The organism is Pseudomonas sp. MF08875, from assembly GCF_059862525.1.
In genome coordinates this window covers 1-19587 of record NZ_JCBCUW010000057.1, presented here as the reverse complement: position 1 = coordinate 19587, position 19587 = coordinate 1, and the positions used below count along the sequence as shown (strand labels likewise).

The window sequence follows — 19587 nt, the reverse complement described above, 5'->3', positions numbered from 1 at the left end:
CAGCTTACTGGCCGAGGGAGTCATCCTGGCGCAAGGTTGCTACAACAGGGCGGCCAACAATGGCGCGGCGAACAGGTTGAGCAACCCGGTCAGGACCATCACCAGGCCCGCCACCGAGCCCTCTTCACCGCCCACTTCCTGGGCGCGGCTGACCCCGGCACCATGGGCGCCCACGCCGAACAGCGCACCGCGGGCCAGGGCGCTGCGCAGCGGCAGCCACTTGAGCAGAATGCCGCCGAGCAAGGCACCGAACACCCCGGTGAACATCACGAACACGGCCGTCAGCTCCGGCACGCCGCCCAGATCGTGGGCCAGGGGCATGGCAAAGGGCGTGGTGATGGAGCGCGGCACCAGGGACATGGTTACCGAACTGTCCAGCGCCAGGGCCTTGGCCAAACCGTAGGAACTGGCAATCGAGGCCACGCTGCCTGCCAGCATGCCCAGCGACAGCGCCGACCAGTGCCGGGCAAGCAAACGCCGTTGCTGCCAGATTGGCACCGCGAAGGCCACGGTCACCGGCCCCAGCACCAACATAAGCCAATGGGTGTTGCGGGCGTATTCGGCGTAGGCCGTGTGCAGCGGCACCGCCAGAGCCAGCAGCAGCGCCGGCACGAGGATCAGCGGCGACAACACATAGCGCCCGGTGCGCCGGTAGAGCCAACGGCTGAACAGGTACGCGCCCAGGGTCAGCAGCAGCCAGAACACCGGCATCGGTTCAAACGTCATGGCGAGTCCTCCAGCGGCACACCCATTCCACGGTGAACGCGGTGACCAGCATCACCAGCAAGGTGCTGACGCCAATCACCAGCAGGATGCGCCAGCCGTCATGGCGTAGCAGGCTGCCGTAGTCCAACAGGCTCATCAGCGCCGGGATAAAAAACAGCAGCATTTCCGCCAACAGCAGGCCCGCGCCCAATTGCAACGCGGCAGGCTTGACCACGCCCGAGGCGAACGCCAACAACAGCAACGCCAGGCCAATCACCCCGCCGGGAATCGGCCAACCCAGCCACACCGCCAACTGGCAGCCCAACAGGTAGATCGCCAACAGGATCGCCAACTCGCCCAATAGGCGGGCCAGATGTTTTAACGCAACAGGTTTCATGGTGGGGGTCCTCAGAGAGGCTCAGTTTAAAGAAACCCCTTCCATCCCCAAAACGAATTGTTAGACTACAAGCCATTCCAAACTAGAATCACACCATGGAATTCAAACACCTGCGCAGCTTCGTCGAAGTCATCCACCAGGGCGGCTTCACCCAAGCGGCGAAAACCCTCAACGTCAGCCAATCGGCAGTCAGCAAGCAAATCGCCCAATTGGAACAGAGCCTGGGCACCCCGCTGCTGGATCGCCTCGGCTCCCATATCCGCCTCACCGCCGCTGGCCAAGTCGTCCTGCAACGGGGCGAAGCCATGCTCCGCCAGCACAACGAATTGCTCAGTGAACTGGACGACTTAAGCCAACTGGCCAGGGGCGAACTGCGCCTGGGCCTGCCGTTGCTGGGCAGTGATGCGCTGTTTGCCGGGTTGTTTGCCGAATATCGCCGACGTTACCCCAACATCACCGTGTATTTGCTGGAGGGCGGCAGCCGTAGCATCGAGCAAGCGGTGCTCAGTGGCGAACTGGAGCTGGGCGGCAGCCTGCAACCCAAGGACCCGCAATTTGCCTTCCAGCCCTTCTGCGACGAGCCGCTGGACGCCTTGCTGCCCGCCGATCATCCCTTGGCCGGGCAGGCTGTGATTGGCCTGGAAGAATTAGCAGATACGCCGTTCCTGCTGTACCAGCGCAGTTTTGTCCTCAATGACCGTTTGCACCAGGCTTGCCAGCAACTGGGCTTCACCCCCCGCGAGGGCGGGCGCAGTGGCCAGGCCGATTTTCTCGCGGCGCTGGTGGCCGCGGGCCAGGGCGTGGTGCTGCTGCCGCGGCTGGTGGCGCGAGGCCTGGTGCGCGAAGGCGTTATCCTGCGCCCGTTGCGGGCGCCGGACTATTTGCGTTGGGACATTGCCTTTATCTGGCGCGAGGGCGCGTACCTGTCAAAGGCTGCCCAGGCCTGGCTGGCCCTGTTGCGCGAGCGCCCGGTTACTTGAGGGCGTGGATGAAGTCGGCGATCCATGGCTCGGAATCGCGGTCCGGGTTGATGGTTTCGCTAGCGTCCAGGCGCAGCATCGGCAGCACCTCACGCACGCCCAACTCCTCGAACAGTTCGTGCATTTGCTCCCCGCCACTGCAAAAGGTGTCGCCGTAGCACGAATCGCCCAGGCCGATTACGCCGCCGGGCAAACCGCGCCAGGCACCGGGCAACTGGTCACGAAGGCTGGCATACAGCCCTTGCAGGTTGTCTGGCAGCTCGCCCAGGCCGGTGGTCGAAGTCACCGCCAACAGGGCGTCGGGGGCAAATTCCAGGAACTGCTCCAGGCTTGCCCGGGGGTTGTGCATCACATCGAAACCCGCGGTTTTGAGCAATTTCGCAGCGTTCTGTGCGACGTCTTCCGATACGCCGTACACCGAACCGTTAAGAATGGCGACTTTCATCAATCTGATCCTGAGGCTGATACAAAGACCGCGATACTAGCAGTGCGCAGGAAAAAAATGCGACTGCCTCTCAATTAGAAATGATGGCAAGTGGACAGTTGCCGATCTTGCCTTAAAATCCCCGGCTACCGCGAATGACCGGACAGCTTGCCGATGATAAATGCCCACCTGCTGCAAATGGTCATCAACGCCTCCCACGACGGCATCGTCATCGCCGAGAAAGAAGGCGAAGACAACATCCTCATCTACGTGAACCCGGCCTTCGAGCGCATGACCGGCTACAGCAGCGACGAGATTCTGTACCAGGACTGTCGCTTTTTGCAGGCCGGCGACCGCGACCAACCGGCATTGGCGCTGATCCGCGACGCCCTCAACCGACGCCGCTCGTGCCGCGAAGTGCTGCGCAACTACCGCAAGGACGGCACGCCGTTCTGGAACGAGCTGTCGTTATCGACGGTGCTCAACGAGAACGACCAACAGACGTACATAGTCGGGGTGCAGAAGGATGTCTCGGCCCAGGTTCGCGCTGAACAACGGGTGCAGAAGCTGGAAAACCAAGTGGCCGAGTTGCAGGCGCAATTAAGCGCGCTCCAGGCGACGGGCGGCGCAAACAAGACCGCGAATTAATTGTCATTAACTACAATCACCCCTGAACCTGCCCTTTTTCTCGAGTTCGCCATGCACCGTGACACCCTCCTGACCCAGGATGAGCTGGATTTCATCCAGACCATGCAGCACAACCCGCAGCTCAATGTGCGGGATGCGACCTCGAGCCTGTTGGTCAACGGCGGTTCGCAGATCCGCGATCTGCTCACGCGCCTGGCGGCCAACGAGCAAGTGACGATTCAAGCGCAATTCGAAAACCAGCAGATGACCTTTCCCCTGCACCTGGTGGAAGACGAATTCCACGCCTTGCACCTGCGCCTGGGTGTGCCGAGTATTTTTGAAGACGGGCCGATGGTTCGCCCCTGGCGCCTGGCGCTGGAAGAGCCGGTGCCCCTGGAGAATGCCCATGGCCAGCCCGCAGCCCTGTGGGTACACGAGGTGTCGTTCAAAGGCGTGCTGGTGGAAATCCGCAACCGCACCAAGCCGCCGCGCCAGTTCGCCCAGTGGTTCAGCCCCTCAGGCTATGAGCGCATTGCCCTGCGCGGCAGCTTCGAGCGCGAAACCGCCCAAGGCTTCTTCGCCTATCGCCTGAACCAGAGCGACACGGACGAAACCGAGCGCCTGCGCCAGTTCATCCTGCAACAGCACCGCCTCAGCCATCCGGCCCTGCATAGCTGAGCCACTCAGGTATCCAGCGTACCGCTGAGAAACCGCATCAACCGCCGCTGCATCAAAGGCCCTTCGCTACCCAGGCGACCGATCGAGGTGCCGGCCAGGCTTTCCTGAAGCAGGTCAGCGGTAGCGCCCGCCAGCATCAGCGGGCAATCCAGGCTCATCGCCAGGCGATTGAGGCGCCGTGGCCACTCCGGCGCCGGGGCATGGTTGCCGAACAGCACCAGCGCCTGGGGCTTGATCCGCTCGCACAGCAAGGTCAATTCATCGAAAGGCTGGCCCAGCGCCAACACCCGCACCTCAACCTGCTCGTTACCCAGCAACAGCGCCGCCACCAGCAATTCGAGTTCGTAGCTGGGTTCGGTAAGGGCGCTCAGCAGGATCTTGTGCGGTTGTTCGCCGCGCAAAAACAGCAAGCGTTGAGACACCCGGGTGCGCAGAAAGCTGTCGAGCATCAGCCATTCGCTGGCCTGGCCAAAGCCCCGGGGCTGCTGCATAAGGCTTTTCCACAACGGCAGCAGAATGTCCTGGAACACCACCGCCACGGGGTAGCTGGCGAATACCTGGCCATAGAGCCGCTCCAGGTGCCGCTCGTCAAAGGCAGCGAGGGCACCGCGCAGGCGGCTTTGCCACTGTTCGTATTCCTGGCGGGCGCCTGGCGCGTCGGCATAGGCGTGAACACTGCTGTTTTTAGCCAGGATCCGGCCGATCTTGCTCACCGCCACACCGCGTTCGATCCAGTGCAGGATGCTGCGCACCCGCTCGATATCGGTCATGGAATACAGGCGATGCCCACTTTCGGTGCGTGTGGGCACGATCAAACCATAGCGCCGCTCCCAGGCACGCAGGGTGACCGGGTTGACGCCAGTCAGGCGTGACACTTCCCGAATCGGGAACAGGTCTTCTTGCTGGAGCTGTCGGGACGCCGTGGAAGATCCGTGAAGTTCGGTGATAACAGGCATGTTCTGCGGGAAAGGTCCGAAAAAGTATTGGATCCCATTCTATCCCCGGCTCACCTGGGGATATCAAGTGCAGTTTGTCGCACACCGCGCTGGTGTATTTGATGGAATCGGGAATAATCCTTGCCTGAATTTCAACGCAGCCCACCACCCCGGCGCTGCGTGCAGTGCGCCCCTACCCGGGAACGCGCGTCAGCATTACGGAGATAAACCCATGTCGACCTCACCCGTCACCCTGATGGTGGCGCGCCGCGTTGCCGATGGCCGCTATCAGGACCTGATTGCCTGGCTCCACGAAGGCGAGCAACTGGCCACCGACTTCCCCGGCTACCTCGGGTCCGGCGTACTGGCCCCACCGCCCGACGATAACGAATTCCAGATCATCTTCCGCTTCGCCAATGAACAGACCCTGCACGCCTGGGAGCATTCTGTCTCGCGTACAGCGTGGCTCGCCCGTGGCAGCGACCTGTTCGCCCACCCTTCGGAACATCGGGTACGCGGCATCGACGGCTGGTTCGGCACCAGCGGCGCGCGCCCGCCACGCTGGAAGCAAGCCGTGGCGATCTGGCTGGCGTTCTTTCCAGTGTCGCTGCTGTTCAACTGGCTGCTGGGCCCGTGGCTCACCGACCTGGGACTGCTAAGCCGAGTGTTCGTCAGTACCCTGGCCCTGACGCCGCTGATGGTGTACCTGTTCATCCCACTCTCCACGCGCCTGTTGGCTAATTGGCTCAACGCCACGGCGACCCGCGCCCTGCCCGCCCCGACCGCTGCGCAGAACCCATAAGCGCGGGGCGCTGATGGCCCGTCGCTGGTATAGTTTTGCCCTACCTGTGACGCGAGCCGTACATGACCCAGCCCCCAGCCCCGATTCTTATCACCGGCGCCAGCCAGCGTGTCGGCCTGCACTGTGCGCTGCGCCTGCTCGAGGCCGGCCACCCGGTGATTGTCAGCTACCGCAGCGAACGCCCCGGCCTGCAAACCCTTCGCGAGCGGGGCGCGGTAACGCTGTTCGCGGATTTTTCCAGCGAGGCCAGCATCCTGGCCTTTATCGGCGAACTGAAAACCCACACCGACAGCCTGCGCGCCATCGTCCACAACGCCTCGGCGTGGCTGAAGGAACCTGCGGGCGATGAGGCGCAAGCCTTCACGCAGATGTTCAGCGTGCACATGCTCGCGCCCTACCTCATCAACCTGCATTGCGCGCCGCTGCTGGAGCGCTCGAGCCCGGCGGATATCGTCCACATCAGCGACGACGTGACGCGCAAGGGCAGCAGCAACCACATCGCCTACTGCGCCAGCAAGGCCGGGCTGGACAGCCTGACCCTGTCGTTCGCCGCCCGCTATGCGCCGCACATCAAGGTCAACGCTATCGCCCCGGCCCTGGTGCTGTTCAATGAGGGCGATGACGCGGCCTACCGGGCCAAGGCCTTGGCCAAATCGGTGATGGGCGTTGCGCCCGGTAGCGAGGCGATTTACCAGGGCCTGCGTTATCTGCTGCAAAGCCCTTGTGTCACAGGCACCACCCTGACCGTCAATGGCGGGCGGCACCTCAAGTAGGCGGCCCCCGCGGAGGATGTTGTATGACGCTGTCCCTGCCCCAGCATTACCGGCAAATCCTCATCGGCCTGGGCGAAGACCCCACGCGCGAAGGCTTGCAAGACACCCCGGCACGCGCCGCCAAGGCCATGCAGTACCTTTGCCACGGCTATGGGCAGAGCCTGGAGGACATCGTCAATGGCGCCCTGTTCGCGTCAGATAGCGACGAGATGGTGATCGTTGCCGACATTGAGCTGTACTCACTGTGCGAACATCACCTGCTGCCCTTTATCGGCAAGGCCCACGTGGCGTACATCCCCACCGGCAAGGTGCTGGGGCTGTCGAAGATCGCGCGCATCGTCGATATGTACGCGCGGCGCTTGCAGATCCAAGAGAACCTCACGCGGCAGATCGCCGACGCGGTGCAGCAGGTCACCCAGGCCGCCGGCGTGGCGGTGGTGATTGAAGCCAAACACATGTGCATGATGATGCGCGGGGTCGAGAAGCAGAACTCGACCATGAACACCTCGGTGATGCTCGGCGCCTTTCGCGAGTCGAGCAACACCCGCCAGGAATTCCTGCAACTGATTGGACGGAGCAAGTAGCAATGCCACAACTACAACCAGCAATGGCCCGCATCCGCGTCAAGGACCTGCGCCTGCGCACCTTTATCGGCATCAATGAGGACGAAATCCTCAACAAGCAGGATGTGCTGATTAACCTGACCATTCTCTACGCCGCCCAGGATGCCGTGCGCGACAACGATATCGACCACGCCCTGAACTACCGCACCATCACCAAGGCCATCATCGCCCACGTCGAGGGCAACCGCTTTGCCCTGCTCGAGCGCATGACCCAGGAACTGCTGGACCTGGTGATGCAAAACGCCTCGGTGCTGTACGCCGAAGTCGAAGTGGACAAACCCCATGCCCTGCGCTTTGCCGAGTCGGTGTCGATCACCCTGGCGGCCAGCCGTTAACCCTCCCGGACCCTGCCCCTATGTCTCCTCAAGAACGCCTGGAACTCGAAGCCGCCGCCTTTCGTCGATTGGTGGCGCACCTGGACAGCCGCAAGGATGTGCAGAACATCGACCTGATGAACCTCGCCGGGTTCTGCCGCAACTGCCTGTCCAAGTGGTACAAGGCCGAGGCCGACGAGCGCCAGATCGAGGTCAGCCTCGATGACGCCCGCGAAGTGGTGTACGGCATGCCGTACGCCCAGTGGAAAAGCCAATACCAGAAAGAAGCCAGCGCCGAGCAGCAAGCGGCGTTCGCCAAAGGAAAAACCCATGACTGACCTCGACACCCTGCGTGCCAGCCTCGACAGCGGCGCGCACGCCTTCGCCGACACCCTGGCCTTTATCGCCGCGGGCTACGACTACCAGCCCCAGGCCTTCACCAACGGTGGCGTAGCAAATGCCGCCGGGCAGAACGAAGGCTCGTGCAAGACCCTGGGCCTGGCCTTGCTTGAAGGTTTGAGCGACCAGCATGCGCTGCTGGCCTTTGGCGAGCACTACCGTTCGGTCCTGGCCACGCCCGAAGGCAGCGACCACGGCAATATCCGTGCATTGATCGCCCATGGTTTGGCTGGCGTACAGTTCACCGCCCCGCCCCTGAGCCGGCGCTGAACCCGGCCCTTACAGGCATAAAAAAACCGGCCTGAAACTCAAGCCGGTTTTTTCGTTGCAGCGCCTTAGAGCGCTGCGTTCTGCAGGTCGTCCAGGTAGCGCTCGGCGTCCAGAGCGGCCATGCAGCCTGCGCCGGCCGAGGTGATGGCCTGGCGGTACACGTGGTCGGCCACGTCGCCTGCGGCGAAGATACCTTCCACGCTTGTGGCGGTGGCGTTGCCTTCGGTGCCGCTCTTGATGACCAGGTAGCCATCCTTGAGGGTCAGTTGGCCTTCAAACAACGAGGTGTTCGGGGTGTGGCCAATGGCGATGAACACGCCATCGACTTTCAGCTCGTCGAAGCTGCCGTCGTTGTTCTTCAGGCGCGCACCGGTCACACCCATGTTGTCGCCCAGCACTTCGTCCAGGGTGGCGTTGAGCTTGAGCACGATCTTGCCCTCGGCAACCCGCGCATGCAGCTTGTCGATCAGGATCTTCTCGGCGCGGAAAGTCTCGCGACGGTGGATCAGGGTCACTTTGCTGGCGATGTTGGCCAGGTACAGGGCCTCTTCCACGGCGGTGTTGCCACCGCCAACCACGGCCACTTCCTTGTTGCGATAGAAGAAGCCATCGCAGGTCGCGCATGCCGAAACGCCTTTGCCCATGAAGGTTTCTTCGGACGGCAGGCCCAGGTAACGGGCGCTGGCGCCGGTGGCGATAATCAGCGCATCGCAGGTGTAGACGGCGCTATCGCCGGTCAGGCTGTACGGCTTGGAGGCGAAATCCACCGCATTGATATGGTCGAACACGATCTCGGTTTCAAAGCGCTCGGCGTGCTCTTTCATCCGCTCCATCAGGGCAGGGCCCGTCAGGCCATGGACGTCGCCGGGCCAGTTGTCGACTTCGGTGGTGGTGGTCAGTTGGCCGCCGGCCTGCATGCCGGTAATCAGCAGCGGCTTGAGGTTGGCACGGGCAGCGTAGACCGCCGCGCTGTAACCGGCAGGGCCGGAACCGAGAATAATCACTCGCGAATGACGGACTTCAGGCATGACTCACTCCTATTGATCGGTTCGGGCAGCAAGGGCACGGAACCGATAAACCTGCGGAAATAAAAAAAGGGTTGCCAAAGCGCTTGGGGAAGGCTTGAAACCGGCAGCCCTGAAAAATAGTGGGTGCAGCGTATCGAGGGGGGGAAGATTAAGGAAATACGGTTTAACAATCCAGCTCATAGGTGGTCTCTATCTGTAACGCCTCTGTTTAACAGCCCCTTTGTTACAGCTAATGTCGAGGCCATCACTGTGCTTTCACCCCCGGGGCAAAGCCGGTAAGGTCGGCGCGTTTTCTCACTGCAAGGAACCCTTTATGCCCGCCCCCGTTCTGTCCGGCCCGCAATACCTGCGCGAAGGCCTGAAACTGGTCTTGAGCCCGGGCCTGCGCCTGTTCGTCCTGTTGCCGCTGCTCATCAACCTGGTGCTGTTCGTCGGATTGATCTACCTGGCCGGCCATTACTTCAGCCTGTGGGTCGATACGCTGATGCCGTCGCTGCCCGACTGGCTGAGTTTCCTCAGCTATGTGCTGTGGCCCTTGTTCGTGGTGCTGGTGGTGCTGATGGTGTTTTTCAGCTTCACGATGCTGGCCAACATCATCGCCGCGCCGTTCAACGGTTTCCTCGCGGAGAAAGTCGAAGTAGTGGTACGCGGCACCGATGACTTCCCGGCCTTCAGTTGGGGCGAGTTGTTCGCCATGGTGCCCCGCACCCTGGCGCGGGAAATGCGCAAGCTGGGCTACTTCCTGCCCCGGGCCCTCGCGCTGCTCATCCTCTCGTTCATCCCCGTGGTCAACCTGATCGCCGCGCCGCTGTGGCTGCTGTTTGGCGTGTGGATGATGGCCATCCAATACATCGACTACCCGGCGGACAACCACAAGCTGGGCTGGAATGAAATGCTCGCCTGGCTACGCGAGAAGCGCTGGCAGAGCCTGGGCTTCGGCGGCATCGTCTACGTGGCGCTGCTGATTCCGGTGGTCAACATCCTGATGATGCCGGCTGCCGTGGCCGGCGCCACACTGTTCTGGGTGCGCGAGCGCGGCGCCGAGAACCTGCCTACCCACCAAGGCTGAACCGGCGTCATAAATCCATCACCGCACTGACATCTGCACGACATGGCCCGGGGTGACACTCAGGCCATGACAGCCGCCCTACGCATCACCCTGGTTACCGAAACCTTCCCCCCGGAAATCAACGGCGTGGCCAGCACCCTGGCCCACTTCTGCGATGGCTTGCGCGCGCGCGGCCATCGCATTGAGTTGGTCCGCCCGCGCCAACCCGCTGACCACAACCGCCCCAACGACGAGCTCCTCATGCTCTGCCGGGGCTGGCCACTGCCGGGTTACCCGGGATTGCAGTGGGGGCAATCGTCGATGCACAAGCTGCTGCGCCGCTGGAAACGCCAACGCCCGGATGTGCTGTACATCGCCACCGAAGGCCCGCTGGGGCTGTCGGCCCTACGCGCGGCGCGGCGCCTGGGGATAGCGGTGGTCAGCGGCTTTCATACCAATTTCCAGCAGTATTCGCGCCTGTATGGCCTGGGGCCACTGAGCCGCCTGCTGACCCACTACCTGCGCGGGTTCCACAACCGCTCGCACCTGACCCTGGTGCCCAGCCTCAGCCAACACCTGGAGTTGGCACGGCGCCACTTCGAGCGTTTGGCCCTGCTTACTCGCGGTGTGGACAGCCACCTGTTCAACCCGGCCAAACGCCGCGATGAGCTGCGCCGCCAGTGGGGCCTGGAGAACGACGATATCGCGGTGATTTACATCGGGCGCCTGGCCCCGGAAAAAAACCTCGGCCTGCTGCAACGCTGCTTCGCGACCCTGTGCAGCAGTTATCCACAGCGGCGCATGAGGTTGATCCTGGTGGGCGATGGGCCGCAGCGTGGCTCGCTGGAAAAAGACCTGCCCGATGCCGTGTTCTGTGGTGCGCAATGCGGCGAGGCACTGGCCGAGCACTACGCCTCGGGGGACGTATTTTTGTTCCCCAGCCTCACCGAGACCTTCGGCAACGTCGTGCTCGAAGCCCTGGCTTCAGGCCTGGGTGTGGTGGCGTATGACCAGGCTGCCGCCGCCCAGCATATTCGCCACGGCTACAACGGCGTGCTGGCGATGCCCGGCGACGAGGCGGCGTTCTGCGATGCGGCGGCCTGGTTGCTGGAAGAGCGCGAAAGCCTGCGCCGAGTGCGCCTCAATGCCCGGCAACACGCCGGCCGCCAAGGCTGGCCGGCAGTGATCGAAGAGTTGGAAGGGTATTTGCGCGCGGCGAGTGCGTCGGCCAAGGGTGTGGCGGCCCTTGAGGGTGGCGCGGGGAACGCCACCCCGGACGCCCTTAAACCAGGCTCATCAGGGCTTCGCGGCTGAACGGCAGGATGTCCTGCTCGCGGCCTTCGCGCACTTTCACAGCCCAGTCCGGGTCCACCAGCAGGGCGCGGCCCACGGCTACCAGGTCGAACTCGTCGTTGTTCAGGCGTTCCAGGAGTTTTTCCAGGCTCGCCGGTTGGGCGACTTTGTCGGTGTTGACCATAAATTGCAGGAATTCGCCGTCCAGGCCCACGCTGCCCACGGTGATGGTCGGTTTGCCGGTCAGTTGCCGGGTCCAACCGGCCAGGTTGAGGTCAGAGCCTTCGAATTCCGGCTCCCAGAACCGCCGCGTCGAGCAGTGGAAAATATCCACCCCGGCGTCGGACAACGGCTGGAGAAACTCCGCCAGCGCCTCGGGGGTTTGCACCAGGCGAGCGGTGTAATCCTGCTGCTTCCATTGGGAAAACCGCAGGATGATCGGGAAATCCTTACCGACCGCCGCACGCACGGCCTGAATCAGTTCAATGGCAAAACGCGAGCGATTGGCCAGGTTGCCACCGTATTCGTCGGTGCGCTGGTTGCTGCCCTCCCAGAAGAACTGGTCCACCAGGTAACCATGGGCGCCGTGGATTTCCACGCCGTCCATGCCGATGCTCTGGGCATCCTTGGCGGCCTGGGCGAAGGCGCCGATCACGTCCTGGATGTCTTGCTTCGTCATGCCGTGGACCACCACCTGGCCGTCCTTGAGTTTTTCCATCGGGCCATAGGCCGGCACGCTGGCGTCCGGCTCGGTGCCGATGCGACGCACGCTGCCCACGTGCCACAACTGCGGAACGATCTTGCCGCCCTCGGCGTGCACCGCGTCCACGACTTTCTTCCACCCGGCCAGGGCCGCGTCGCCATAGAAATGCGGCACGTTCGGGTAGCCGTTGGAGGCCTTGTGCCCAACGGTAGTGCCCTCGGTAATGATGAGGCCCACGCCGGCCGCGGCGCGGCGGCGGTAGTACTCGATAACTTTGGAATTGGGCACGCCGCCGGGCGAGAACGAACGGGTCATGGGCGCCATCACCACGCGGGTCGGCAGCTCCAGGGAGCCGAGCTGAAAGGGTTTGAACAAGGCTTGGACAGGCATCGCATTCTCCGCACGCACAGGATTTTATGACGGCAATAATATGGAGCCATCACAGCACTGAACAGCACTATTGATTCCGGTGATTAAGGGGTAGAAGCCTACAAGTAAGCGCAGGCGAGGTTCGGCGCGAGCGCGCCGCCTCCCGCCGTGCACGCCATCAGGCCAGGGCTTTTTCGATGGCCTGCACCACGCTTACATCATCCGGTGCGGTGCGCGGCGAGAAACGCGCCAAGACGCGGCCGTCCTTGCCGACGAGGAATTTCTCGAAGTTCCAGGTGATGTCCCCCGGAAACTCCGCGCCCTCGCCCGCCAGCAGGCGATACAGCTGATGGCGTTCCGGCCCGTTAACGTCCAGCTTGCCGGCCAGCGGGAAGCTCACGCCGTAGTTGAGGCTGCAGAAATCCTGGATCTCTTGGCCCGTGCCCGGCTCCTGCCCGGCAAACTGGTTGCACGGCACGCCCAGCACACTGAAACCCTGGCCCTTGAATTGCTGGTAGAGGTTTTCCAGCGCTGCGTACTGAGGCGTCAACCCGCACTTGGAGGCGACGTTGACCACCAGCACGACTTGCCCCTTGAGCGGCGTCAGAGGAAGGGCCTTGCCGTCCAGGGCGGTGAGATTAAGGTCGTGAAAAGCACTCATGGCGAACTCCAAAATTCCCGTGTTTTCTTGAAACCTGCCGACAGCGTTCACCATCGCCAACTGCCACCGACTAAAAAGGCGCCCTCGGGCGCCTTTCCAGATCAGTGAGCTTAGCCCACAAAATCAGTGGTGATGACCGCCTTCGCCATGCACGTGACCATGGGCGATTTCTTCTTCGCTGGCGTCACGGATATCAACGATCTTGACCTGGAAGGTCAAACGCTGGCCGGCCAATGGGTGGTTGCCGTCAACGGTCACGTCGTCGCCGTCCAGGTCGCGGATGGTGACGATCTGCATCTGGCCATCCGGTGCCGACGCGTGGAACTGCATGCCCACTTCCAGCTCGTCGACGCCTTCGAACATGCTGCGGCTCAGGGTGCTGACCAGTTCGGCAGCGTATTCGCCGTAGGCATCTTCAGGTTCAACGGCCACGGTCAGTTCATCACCGACGCTCTTGCCATCGAGGGCTTTTTCCAGGCCCGGGATGATGTTGCCTGCGCCTTGCAGGTAGACCAGCGGCGCGCCGCCGGCTGAGCTGTCGATGACCTCACCAGCGTCGTTGGTCAGGGTATAGTCGATGGAGACAGCCTTATTGGCGGCGATCAGCATGGGGCGAGACCTTTTGCATAAGAATGAAGAACGGGCAAGTTTAGCGAAGCAAACGAGCGAAAGCGACCACAACCCGGACAAACGGCCGATGCCAGGGGGCAGTACGGTCAGCGGTTTTCATCAGGACGAAGATGGCCACTGGGTTGCGCTGCTGTCGTGCGGCCATAGCCAGCACCTGCGCCACCAACCGCCCTGGCAATCGCGGGCCTGGGTCGAGGATGCGCACGCGCGCCAGGCAAAAATAGGCCAGCCCTTTGACTGCGGTTGGTGTGCTCAAGGCCCGGTTAGCGATAACCTTAGCGGCTGATACCCGGCAAAAGGCCAGTTATAGGCCAGCGCCTGCCATGCAACTTCCGAGAATCCGCATGCAAACTTTTTTTATCGCACCCACCGATTTTGGCGTGGGCCTGACCTCCATCAGCCTCGGGCTGGTGCGCACCCTCGAACGGGCCGGGCTGAAAGTCGGCTTCTTCAAACCCATCGCCCAGCCCCACCCGGGCGACACAGGCCCGGAGCGCTCCACCGAACTGGTGGCCCGCACCCACGGCCTGAAACCGCCGCAGCCCCTGGGCCTGGCCCATGTCGAGCGGATGCTGGGCGATGGCCAGCTCGATGAACTGCTGGAAGAAATCATCACCCTTTACCAGCAAGCGGCCGTGGGCAAGGACGTGCTGGTGGTCGAAGGCATGGTGCCGACCCGCAGCGCCAGCTATGCCGCACGGGTCAACCTGCACCTGGCCAAGAGCCTGGATGCCGAGGTGATCCTGGTTTCGGCCCCGGAAAACGAAGTGCTCACCGAACTCTCCGGGCGCGTGGAGTTGCAGGCCCAACTGTTCGGCGGGCCGAAAGACCCGAAAGTGCTGGGTGTGATCCTCAATAAGGTGAAAACCGACGAAAGCATGGAGGCCTTCGCCGCGCGCCTGAAGGAGCACTCGCCGTTGCTGCGCAGTGGCGATTTCCGCCTGCTGGGTTGCATTCCGTTCCAACCCGAACTTAATGCCCCGCGCACCCGCGACGTGGCCGACCTGTTGGGCGCCCAGGTGCTCAACGCCGGGGACTACGAAACCCGGCGCATGAGCAAAATCATCATTTGCGCGCGCACCATGCGCAACACCGTGGAGCTGCTCAAGCCCGGCGTGCTGGTGGTGACCCCGGGGGACCGCGACGACATCATCCTCGCCGTCAGCCTCGCGGCGATCAACGGCGTGCCCCTGGCCGGCCTGCTGCTGACCAGCGATACCCTGCCCGACCCGCGCATCATGGACCTGTGCCGTGGCGCGTTGCAGGCCGGGTTGCCGGTGTTGTCGGTGAGCACCGGTTCCTACGACACCGCCAACCAGTTGAACGGTTTAAACAAGGAAATCCCCATCGATGACCGCGAACGTGCGCAGATCATCACCGACTTCGTCGCCAGCCACCTGGACGCCAAATGGCTGCACCAGCGCTGCGGCACCCCACGGGAAATGCGCCTCACCCCGGCGGTGTTCCGCTACCAGTTGATCCAGCGCGCCCAGCTCGCCAACAAGCGCATCGTGTTGCCCGAGGGCAGCGACCCGCTGACCGTACAGGCCGCGGCCATTTGCCAGGCCCGTGGCATCGCCCGCTGCGTGTTGCTGGCCAAACCGGACGATGTGCAAGCCGTGGCCCGTGCCCAGGGCATCGAACTGCCCGAAGGCCTGGAAATTCTCGACCCGGACCTGATTCGCGAGCGCTACGTTGAGCCTATGGTGGCCCTGCGCAAAACCAAAAGCCTGAACGCGCCCATGGCCGAGCAGCAACTGGAAGACACCGTGGTGATCGGCACCATGATGCTGGCGCTCGATGAGGTGGACGGCTTGGTGTCCGGGGTCATCCACTCCACCGCCAATACCATTCGCCCGGCCCTGCAACTGATTAAGACCGCGCCTGGCTGTACCCTGGTGTCGTCGGTGTTCTTCATGCTGTTCCCCGACCAGGTGCTGGTGTACGGCGACTGCGTGATGAACCCCCACCCCAGCGCCACGGAACTGGCGGAAATCGCCCTGCAAAGTGCCGACTCTGCCGCCGCGTTCGGCATCACCCCGCGAGTGGCGATGATTAGCTATTCCAGCGGTGAGTCGGCCAGTGGCGAGGAAGTGGAGAAAGTCCGCGAAGCCACCCTGCTGGCCCACGAGGCGCAAAGCACCCTGCTGATCGACGGCCCCCTGCAATACGACGCCGCCGCCAATGAACACGTCGCCCGGCAACTGGCGCCCAACAGCCTGGTGGCGGGCAAGGCCACGGTGTTCGTGTTCCCCGACCTCAACACCGGCAACACCACCCACAAGGCGGTGCAGCGCAGCGCCGATTGCGTCAGCCTGGGGCCGATGTTGCAAGGCCTGCGCAAACCGGTGAACGACCTGCCCCGCGGCGCGCAAGTCGATGACATCGTGTACACCATCGCCCTCACCGCGATTCAAGCGGCCAACCGACCTATGGATGCCTAAATGCTGGAATTTCTGCCTGCCCCCGTGCGCGGGGTGATCGCCTCGCTCTTACTGGCGCTGAACACGATCCTGCTGTGCTCGTTCCTGTTCTGCGTGGCGATCTTCAAGGTGCTGCCGTTCGCCCTCACGCAACGCTTCACCGCGTGGCTGATGAGCCACACCCACGAAGCCTGGATCAGCAACAACAAAGCCTGGATGGACCTGGTATGCCGCACCCGCTGGCACCTAGAGGGGTTGCAGGGCCTGGACTACCAGCACTCGTACCTGATTACCAGCAACCACCAGAGCTGGGTCGACATCATGGTGCTGCAGTACGTGCTCAACCGCCGCATCCGCCCGCTGAAGTTCTTCCTCAAGCAAGAGCTGATCTGGGTCCCGGTGATCGGCCTGGCCTGGTGGGCCCTGGGCTTTCCGTTCATGAAGCGTTACTCCAAGGCCTACCTGGAAAAACACCCGGAAAAAAAGGGCAAGGACCTGGAAACCACGCGCAAGACCTGCGCCAAGTTCCGCAATAACCCGGTGGGCATGTTCAACTTCGCCGAGGGCACGCGCTTCACCCCCAGCAAGCATGCCCAGCAGCAGTCGCCGTTCCGCTACCTGCTCAAGCCCAAGGCCGGCGGTATCGCCTTTGTTCTGGACTCCATGGGCGAACAGCTCCAATCCATCGTCAACGTGACCATCCACTACCCCGGTGGGCGCCCCGGCTATTGGGATTTGCTGTGCGGTAACGTCAAGGAGGTGGTGGTGCATTTCGAGGAAGTGCAGATCCCGCCCGAGTTCATCGGCAAGAACTACGAACAGGACGGCGAGTACCGGTTGCAGTTCCAGGGCTGGATCAATCAGCTGTGGGAAGACAAGGATGCGCTGCTGGAGCAGATGCATCGGGAGTATCCACGGACGCAATGACCGCTCCCACGCTCCGCGTAGGAACGATCACAAAAAAACCGCCGATGATCGCTCACCGGCGGGCATTTATAAAAGCCAGAGCTAATTCCCGCATTTCAATCCAAGACTACTTGACGCTTTCCTTCGCGCTAAAACTCTATTCCAAACACCATACTTACAAAGAATAAACAGTAAAAACAGAGACAAAACGCCCCACGCGACGACTATAAAATAATTCACAATGTTCTTGTATCGCGCCCATTCCAGAATTTTCTGACGACTTATCAACAACTCAAAATTATGATCATACACCGCCCAAACAAATCGCTCGCTCCGCTCCTGCTCTATGGCTACCCACAGCTTGCGCGACTTTATAATATTCAAGTTTCGGACATCCTCAGTAGAAGCCTCAATGACATAATCATGAATTTCATCACCTGTGCCAACACACAGATAAAGATTCGACGTAGTTTTTGAAATCCTTGAAATATCTTTATGTACAAAAGCGGCTTTCAATACGACTGTCTTTGGGGCAGAAGGTATTTCCAATATCCGATCATAATGATAAAAAACCCCCAAGGAGAATAATCCAAGAAGTGCAAGTAAAAAACCAGTTCCGAAAATACCAGGCACATAACCGGGGGGGGATTTCGTACCTCGCTCCCATCTCCCAACCTCCTGAGTGCCAACGCGGGCAACTCTAATGATTCTGTTAACGGACTAACCACCAAGTAGCCGATGATCACTCATCGGCACTTCCTCGGCTAGAGTTAGCCGCATATCAGCAAAAGCCTAAACGCAATCATTCGTCTCTCTCCAAAAATTGATGCCGTCCTAAACATATCCGTCACTACCGCCCGTGCAGCAGCCGTATTCATCACCATTATCATCAGCATTGCCAGGAAACTCCAGCGGCCCGATAGTTATAGTCGGAATAACATCGGGAATTGGAAATGGTACGACTGGGAGCGGAGGAACATAGACTCCTCCACCCTCATTTAAGGGATAAGGAATTACCACGGGTAGTGGTACTAACTCTCCTGTCCCAGGCATCCAATTGCAAGAAAGCATTTGATTGCCGTACGTATCTCTGATCGTATATTTATGCAGGATCTGCATATCCGGCGCGCAAACATAGTCAAGGTAACTATCTAATACCGTAGTTGCAAAAAATTTGCGGCGCTTGTTGTTATCTTTCTAAATGTTTCCGTGCTCCAAATTGAATAAACTCCTGCTCCGGCAGTAATAATTCCTAAACCGACAATGAGCGAAGGCGCAGCCCCAGCTAACACTGCCATTGTAGCTATGACACCAGCTACATTCCCGACAAGACTTAAAATATCACCTGCCTCTATCTTGGCGCCATCTCTCACATCTATTCCTATTTTCAGAAACGTAATTGTGCCTGCGACAATATTGGCAGGCATACTTACTATCGGCACGTAAGGACCCGCCAACTTCGTCACAGACGTCACACTCGCAATCACTGCACCGGTTTGCGCCGTCTAATTCAGCAGTACCATTCCGGTCCCGTTGACTATAAATTGATCCGAAACTGCCGTCGCGCCGGAGCCGACAGTCACACCTTCATTAACAACACCTACAAACATTACGGCTTTCCCTGCCATAACTTACTCCTTGATAACAGTTTTAAAGGCAAGCGTCATTCTTACCTGATCACACTTAACCGAAGGCGACCTTGCGGCATGTGGAATTCGCCCATCGAAAATTACCACCCTCCGCGACTTAGGAAGTACGGACTTGATAACGTTTTCTTTTTTATCATCATAAAAAACCAACTCCCCGCCCCAAGAGGTCGGCCAATGCTCATTACAGAAAATGATGACTGTTAGTCCAGGATGCGTCTTGTTATCTCGATGAATAATTGTGTCCTGTCCAAATGTTTGCCCGTTCGCATAGACACCTAATAAGGTGATATCGAAGCTATGCAACGTTAAGAACCTCTTCCAAAAACCGGCAAGAAAACTCCACAACTCGCTAGCCTCAAGCTCGTCTGCACAAGACTGGCGATCAGGACGACCTTTACCGGCAATAAATACGTGCCAGCAAGGTCTGACAAATGGAAGCTGCTCATAGTTTGGCCAATTATATCTCCAGACAGCACCTTAAAATTGTGATTTATGTGCTCCTCTTCATCACGGGTTAAGAAATCATCATTTACTAATATTTCGTCATTTATCTGCTCGATTTTTCGATTTTCACGCGCTCTCCTTTTCGCTGAAATCCCGTTTCAACATCAATAGTGAAAGTACAAATAGCAAAGACAGCGAACTTGCAATCCGTGCAAGTCATAAGACTACGATCTACGGCTACGCACGATGACTGGTGATTTTTAATCGTTTAATGCCATACGCTACCGCTCTCGACCACAAATATGAGAGTAGAGATGTGCGCACATGTTTTTATTTATTTCCAGCCCCACAACTCGCCTCCTGTCAACAACACTATTCCCGGCGGTTGCAGGAGCTGAGTGCAACACGGTTATTGAATTGAAGCGGGCGCATCGTGCCGCATAGTCATGGCGTTCTGCATCACCTCGCCCATCATTTCGATCGGACATTTGAAATCGAAGCGTTTA

At 60.5% G+C, this 19587-nt stretch carries 24 protein-coding genes; 14 read left to right on the top strand and 10 right to left on the bottom strand.

Annotated elements, in window-relative coordinates; all coding sequences use genetic code 11:
* Positions 1 to 39: 39 nt before the first annotated feature.
* A complete protein-coding gene (locus AC19YT_RS24540) occupies positions 40 to 726 on the bottom strand; it encodes an LrgB family protein (RefSeq protein ID WP_095107872.1) in 687 nt (228 codons plus the stop codon).
* On the bottom strand, positions 716 to 1102 hold the full coding sequence (locus AC19YT_RS24535) for a CidA/LrgA family protein (RefSeq protein WP_095107871.1): 387 nt from the start codon (positions 1100 to 1102) through the stop codon (positions 716 to 718). The genes AC19YT_RS24540 and AC19YT_RS24535 overlap by 11 nt, the downstream gene beginning before the upstream one ends.
* A gap of 95 nt (positions 1103 to 1197) precedes the next feature.
* On the opposite strand from AC19YT_RS24535, the gene AC19YT_RS24530 reads away from it, so the two are divergent.
* Positions 1198 to 2082 carry a LysR substrate-binding domain-containing protein gene (locus AC19YT_RS24530; RefSeq protein WP_095107870.1) on the top strand — a complete coding sequence of 295 codons (885 nt, stop codon included), beginning with the start codon at positions 1198 to 1200 and terminating at the stop codon, positions 2080 to 2082.
* Here AC19YT_RS24530 and AC19YT_RS24525 read toward each other — a convergent pair.
* Positions 2075 to 2527 carry a flavodoxin gene (locus AC19YT_RS24525; protein WP_095107869.1) on the bottom strand — a complete coding sequence of 151 codons (453 nt, stop codon included), beginning with the start codon at positions 2525 to 2527 and terminating at the stop codon, positions 2075 to 2077. The genes AC19YT_RS24530 and AC19YT_RS24525 overlap by 8 nt on opposite strands.
* Before the next feature lie 153 nt (positions 2528 to 2680).
* Between AC19YT_RS24525 and AC19YT_RS24520 the strand changes: the two genes are divergently transcribed.
* Together AC19YT_RS24520 and AC19YT_RS24515 are read left to right on the top strand one after the other, a co-directional pair.
* The gene (locus tag AC19YT_RS24520; protein ID WP_095107868.1) at positions 2681 to 3154 is read left to right on the top strand and encodes a PAS domain-containing protein; all 474 of its coding nucleotides are present in this window, start codon (positions 2681 to 2683) and stop codon (positions 3152 to 3154) included.
* A gap of 51 nt (positions 3155 to 3205) precedes the next feature.
* A complete protein-coding gene (locus AC19YT_RS24515) occupies positions 3206 to 3811 on the top strand; it encodes a hypothetical protein (protein ID WP_095107867.1) in 606 nt (201 codons plus the stop codon).
* A 5-nt stretch (positions 3812 to 3816) separates the two neighbouring features.
* Here AC19YT_RS24515 and AC19YT_RS24510 read toward each other — a convergent pair whose 3' ends face one another.
* Positions 3817 to 4767 carry a MerR family transcriptional regulator gene (locus AC19YT_RS24510; RefSeq protein WP_095107866.1) on the bottom strand — a complete coding sequence of 317 codons (951 nt, stop codon included), beginning with the start codon at positions 4765 to 4767 and terminating at the stop codon, positions 3817 to 3819.
* Between the two features lie 211 nt (positions 4768 to 4978).
* On the opposite strand from AC19YT_RS24510, the gene AC19YT_RS24505 reads away from it, so the two are divergent.
* From AC19YT_RS24505 to AC19YT_RS24480, 6 genes are all read left to right on the top strand, one after another.
* A complete protein-coding gene (locus AC19YT_RS24505) occupies positions 4979 to 5548 on the top strand; it encodes an antibiotic biosynthesis monooxygenase (protein WP_095107865.1) in 570 nt (189 codons plus the stop codon).
* Between the two features lie 62 nt (positions 5549 to 5610).
* On the top strand, positions 5611 to 6321 hold the full coding sequence (gene folM, locus AC19YT_RS24500; RefSeq protein WP_095107864.1) for a dihydromonapterin reductase: 711 nt from the start codon (positions 5611 to 5613) through the stop codon (positions 6319 to 6321).
* Between the two features lie 23 nt (positions 6322 to 6344).
* Complete coding sequence (folE, locus tag AC19YT_RS24495) at positions 6345 to 6905, top strand: GTP cyclohydrolase I FolE (RefSeq protein WP_095107863.1); 561 nt, start codon at positions 6345 to 6347, stop codon at positions 6903 to 6905.
* 2 nt (positions 6906 to 6907) lie between these two features.
* Positions 6908 to 7279 (top strand): dihydroneopterin triphosphate 2'-epimerase, encoded by a 372-nt coding sequence (gene folX, locus AC19YT_RS24490; RefSeq protein WP_095107862.1) that lies wholly within the window; start codon positions 6908 to 6910, stop codon positions 7277 to 7279.
* A 20-nt stretch (positions 7280 to 7299) separates the two neighbouring features.
* Positions 7300 to 7596 (top strand): DUF1244 domain-containing protein, encoded by a 297-nt coding sequence (locus tag AC19YT_RS24485; RefSeq protein WP_095107861.1) that lies wholly within the window; start codon positions 7300 to 7302, stop codon positions 7594 to 7596.
* Positions 7589 to 7927, top strand: a complete 339-nt coding sequence (locus AC19YT_RS24480; RefSeq protein WP_500611179.1) for a HopJ type III effector protein — start codon at positions 7589 to 7591, stop codon at positions 7925 to 7927. Before AC19YT_RS24485 ends, AC19YT_RS24480 begins: the two co-directional genes overlap by 8 nt.
* Positions 7928 to 7992: 65 nt before the next feature.
* On the opposite strand, the gene trxB is transcribed toward AC19YT_RS24480, so the two are convergent.
* Complete coding sequence (gene trxB, locus AC19YT_RS24475) at positions 7993 to 8955, bottom strand: thioredoxin-disulfide reductase (RefSeq protein ID WP_095107859.1); 963 nt, start codon at positions 8953 to 8955, stop codon at positions 7993 to 7995.
* A 313-nt stretch (positions 8956 to 9268) separates the two neighbouring features.
* On the opposite strand from trxB, the gene cysZ reads away from it, so the two are divergent.
* Both cysZ and AC19YT_RS24465 read left to right on the top strand, forming a co-directional pair.
* Positions 9269 to 10024: a sulfate transporter CysZ gene (cysZ, locus tag AC19YT_RS24470; RefSeq protein WP_095107858.1), complete on the top strand. Its 756-nt coding sequence runs from the start codon at positions 9269 to 9271 to the stop codon at positions 10022 to 10024.
* Between the two features lie 42 nt (positions 10025 to 10066).
* Positions 10067 to 11317, top strand: coding sequence for a glycosyltransferase family 4 protein (locus tag AC19YT_RS24465; RefSeq protein ID WP_500611178.1), 1251 nt, complete (start codon positions 10067 to 10069; stop codon positions 11315 to 11317).
* On the opposite strand, the gene AC19YT_RS24460 is transcribed toward AC19YT_RS24465, so the two are convergent.
* The 3 genes from AC19YT_RS24460 to AC19YT_RS24450 form a co-directional block, all read right to left on the bottom strand.
* Positions 11286 to 12389, bottom strand: a complete 1104-nt coding sequence (locus AC19YT_RS24460; protein WP_095107856.1) for an NADH:flavin oxidoreductase — start codon at positions 12387 to 12389, stop codon at positions 11286 to 11288. The genes AC19YT_RS24465 and AC19YT_RS24460 overlap by 32 nt on opposite strands.
* Before the next feature lie 157 nt (positions 12390 to 12546).
* The gene (locus AC19YT_RS24455) at positions 12547 to 13029 is read right to left on the bottom strand and encodes a glutathione peroxidase (RefSeq protein ID WP_095107855.1); all 483 of its coding nucleotides are present in this window, start codon (positions 13027 to 13029) and stop codon (positions 12547 to 12549) included.
* A 123-nt stretch (positions 13030 to 13152) separates the two neighbouring features.
* Positions 13153 to 13638: an FKBP-type peptidyl-prolyl cis-trans isomerase gene (locus AC19YT_RS24450; RefSeq protein WP_095107854.1), complete on the bottom strand. Its 486-nt coding sequence runs from the start codon at positions 13636 to 13638 to the stop codon at positions 13153 to 13155.
* Between AC19YT_RS24450 and AC19YT_RS24445 the strand changes: the two genes are divergently transcribed.
* Genes AC19YT_RS24445 through yihG form a run of 3 tightly spaced genes read left to right on the top strand, consistent with a single transcriptional unit; the run spans position 13607 to position 17009 of the window.
* Positions 13607 to 13945, top strand: a complete 339-nt coding sequence (locus tag AC19YT_RS24445) for a DUF3565 domain-containing protein (RefSeq protein WP_500611177.1) — start codon at positions 13607 to 13609, stop codon at positions 13943 to 13945. The genes AC19YT_RS24450 and AC19YT_RS24445 overlap by 32 nt on opposite strands.
* Positions 13946 to 14003: 58 nt before the next feature.
* Positions 14004 to 16103: a phosphate acetyltransferase gene (pta, locus tag AC19YT_RS24440; RefSeq protein ID WP_500611176.1), complete on the top strand. Its 2100-nt coding sequence runs from the start codon at positions 14004 to 14006 to the stop codon at positions 16101 to 16103.
* The gene (yihG, locus tag AC19YT_RS24435) at positions 16104 to 17009 is read left to right on the top strand and encodes a 1-acylglycerol-3-phosphate O-acyltransferase, YihG family (protein WP_500611175.1); all 906 of its coding nucleotides are present in this window, start codon (positions 16104 to 16106) and stop codon (positions 17007 to 17009) included.
* Between the two features lie 1130 nt (positions 17010 to 18139).
* Here yihG and AC19YT_RS24430 read toward each other — a convergent pair.
* Both AC19YT_RS24430 and AC19YT_RS24425 read right to left on the bottom strand, forming a co-directional pair.
* Positions 18140 to 18415 (bottom strand): hypothetical protein, encoded by a 276-nt coding sequence (locus AC19YT_RS24430; RefSeq protein ID WP_500611174.1) that lies wholly within the window; start codon positions 18413 to 18415, stop codon positions 18140 to 18142.
* Positions 18416 to 18619: 204 nt separating this feature from the next.
* Positions 18620 to 18940 (bottom strand): 2OG-Fe(II) oxygenase, encoded by a 321-nt coding sequence (locus AC19YT_RS24425; RefSeq protein ID WP_500611173.1) that lies wholly within the window; start codon positions 18938 to 18940, stop codon positions 18620 to 18622.
* Between the last annotated feature and the right edge of the window lie 647 nt (positions 18941 to 19587).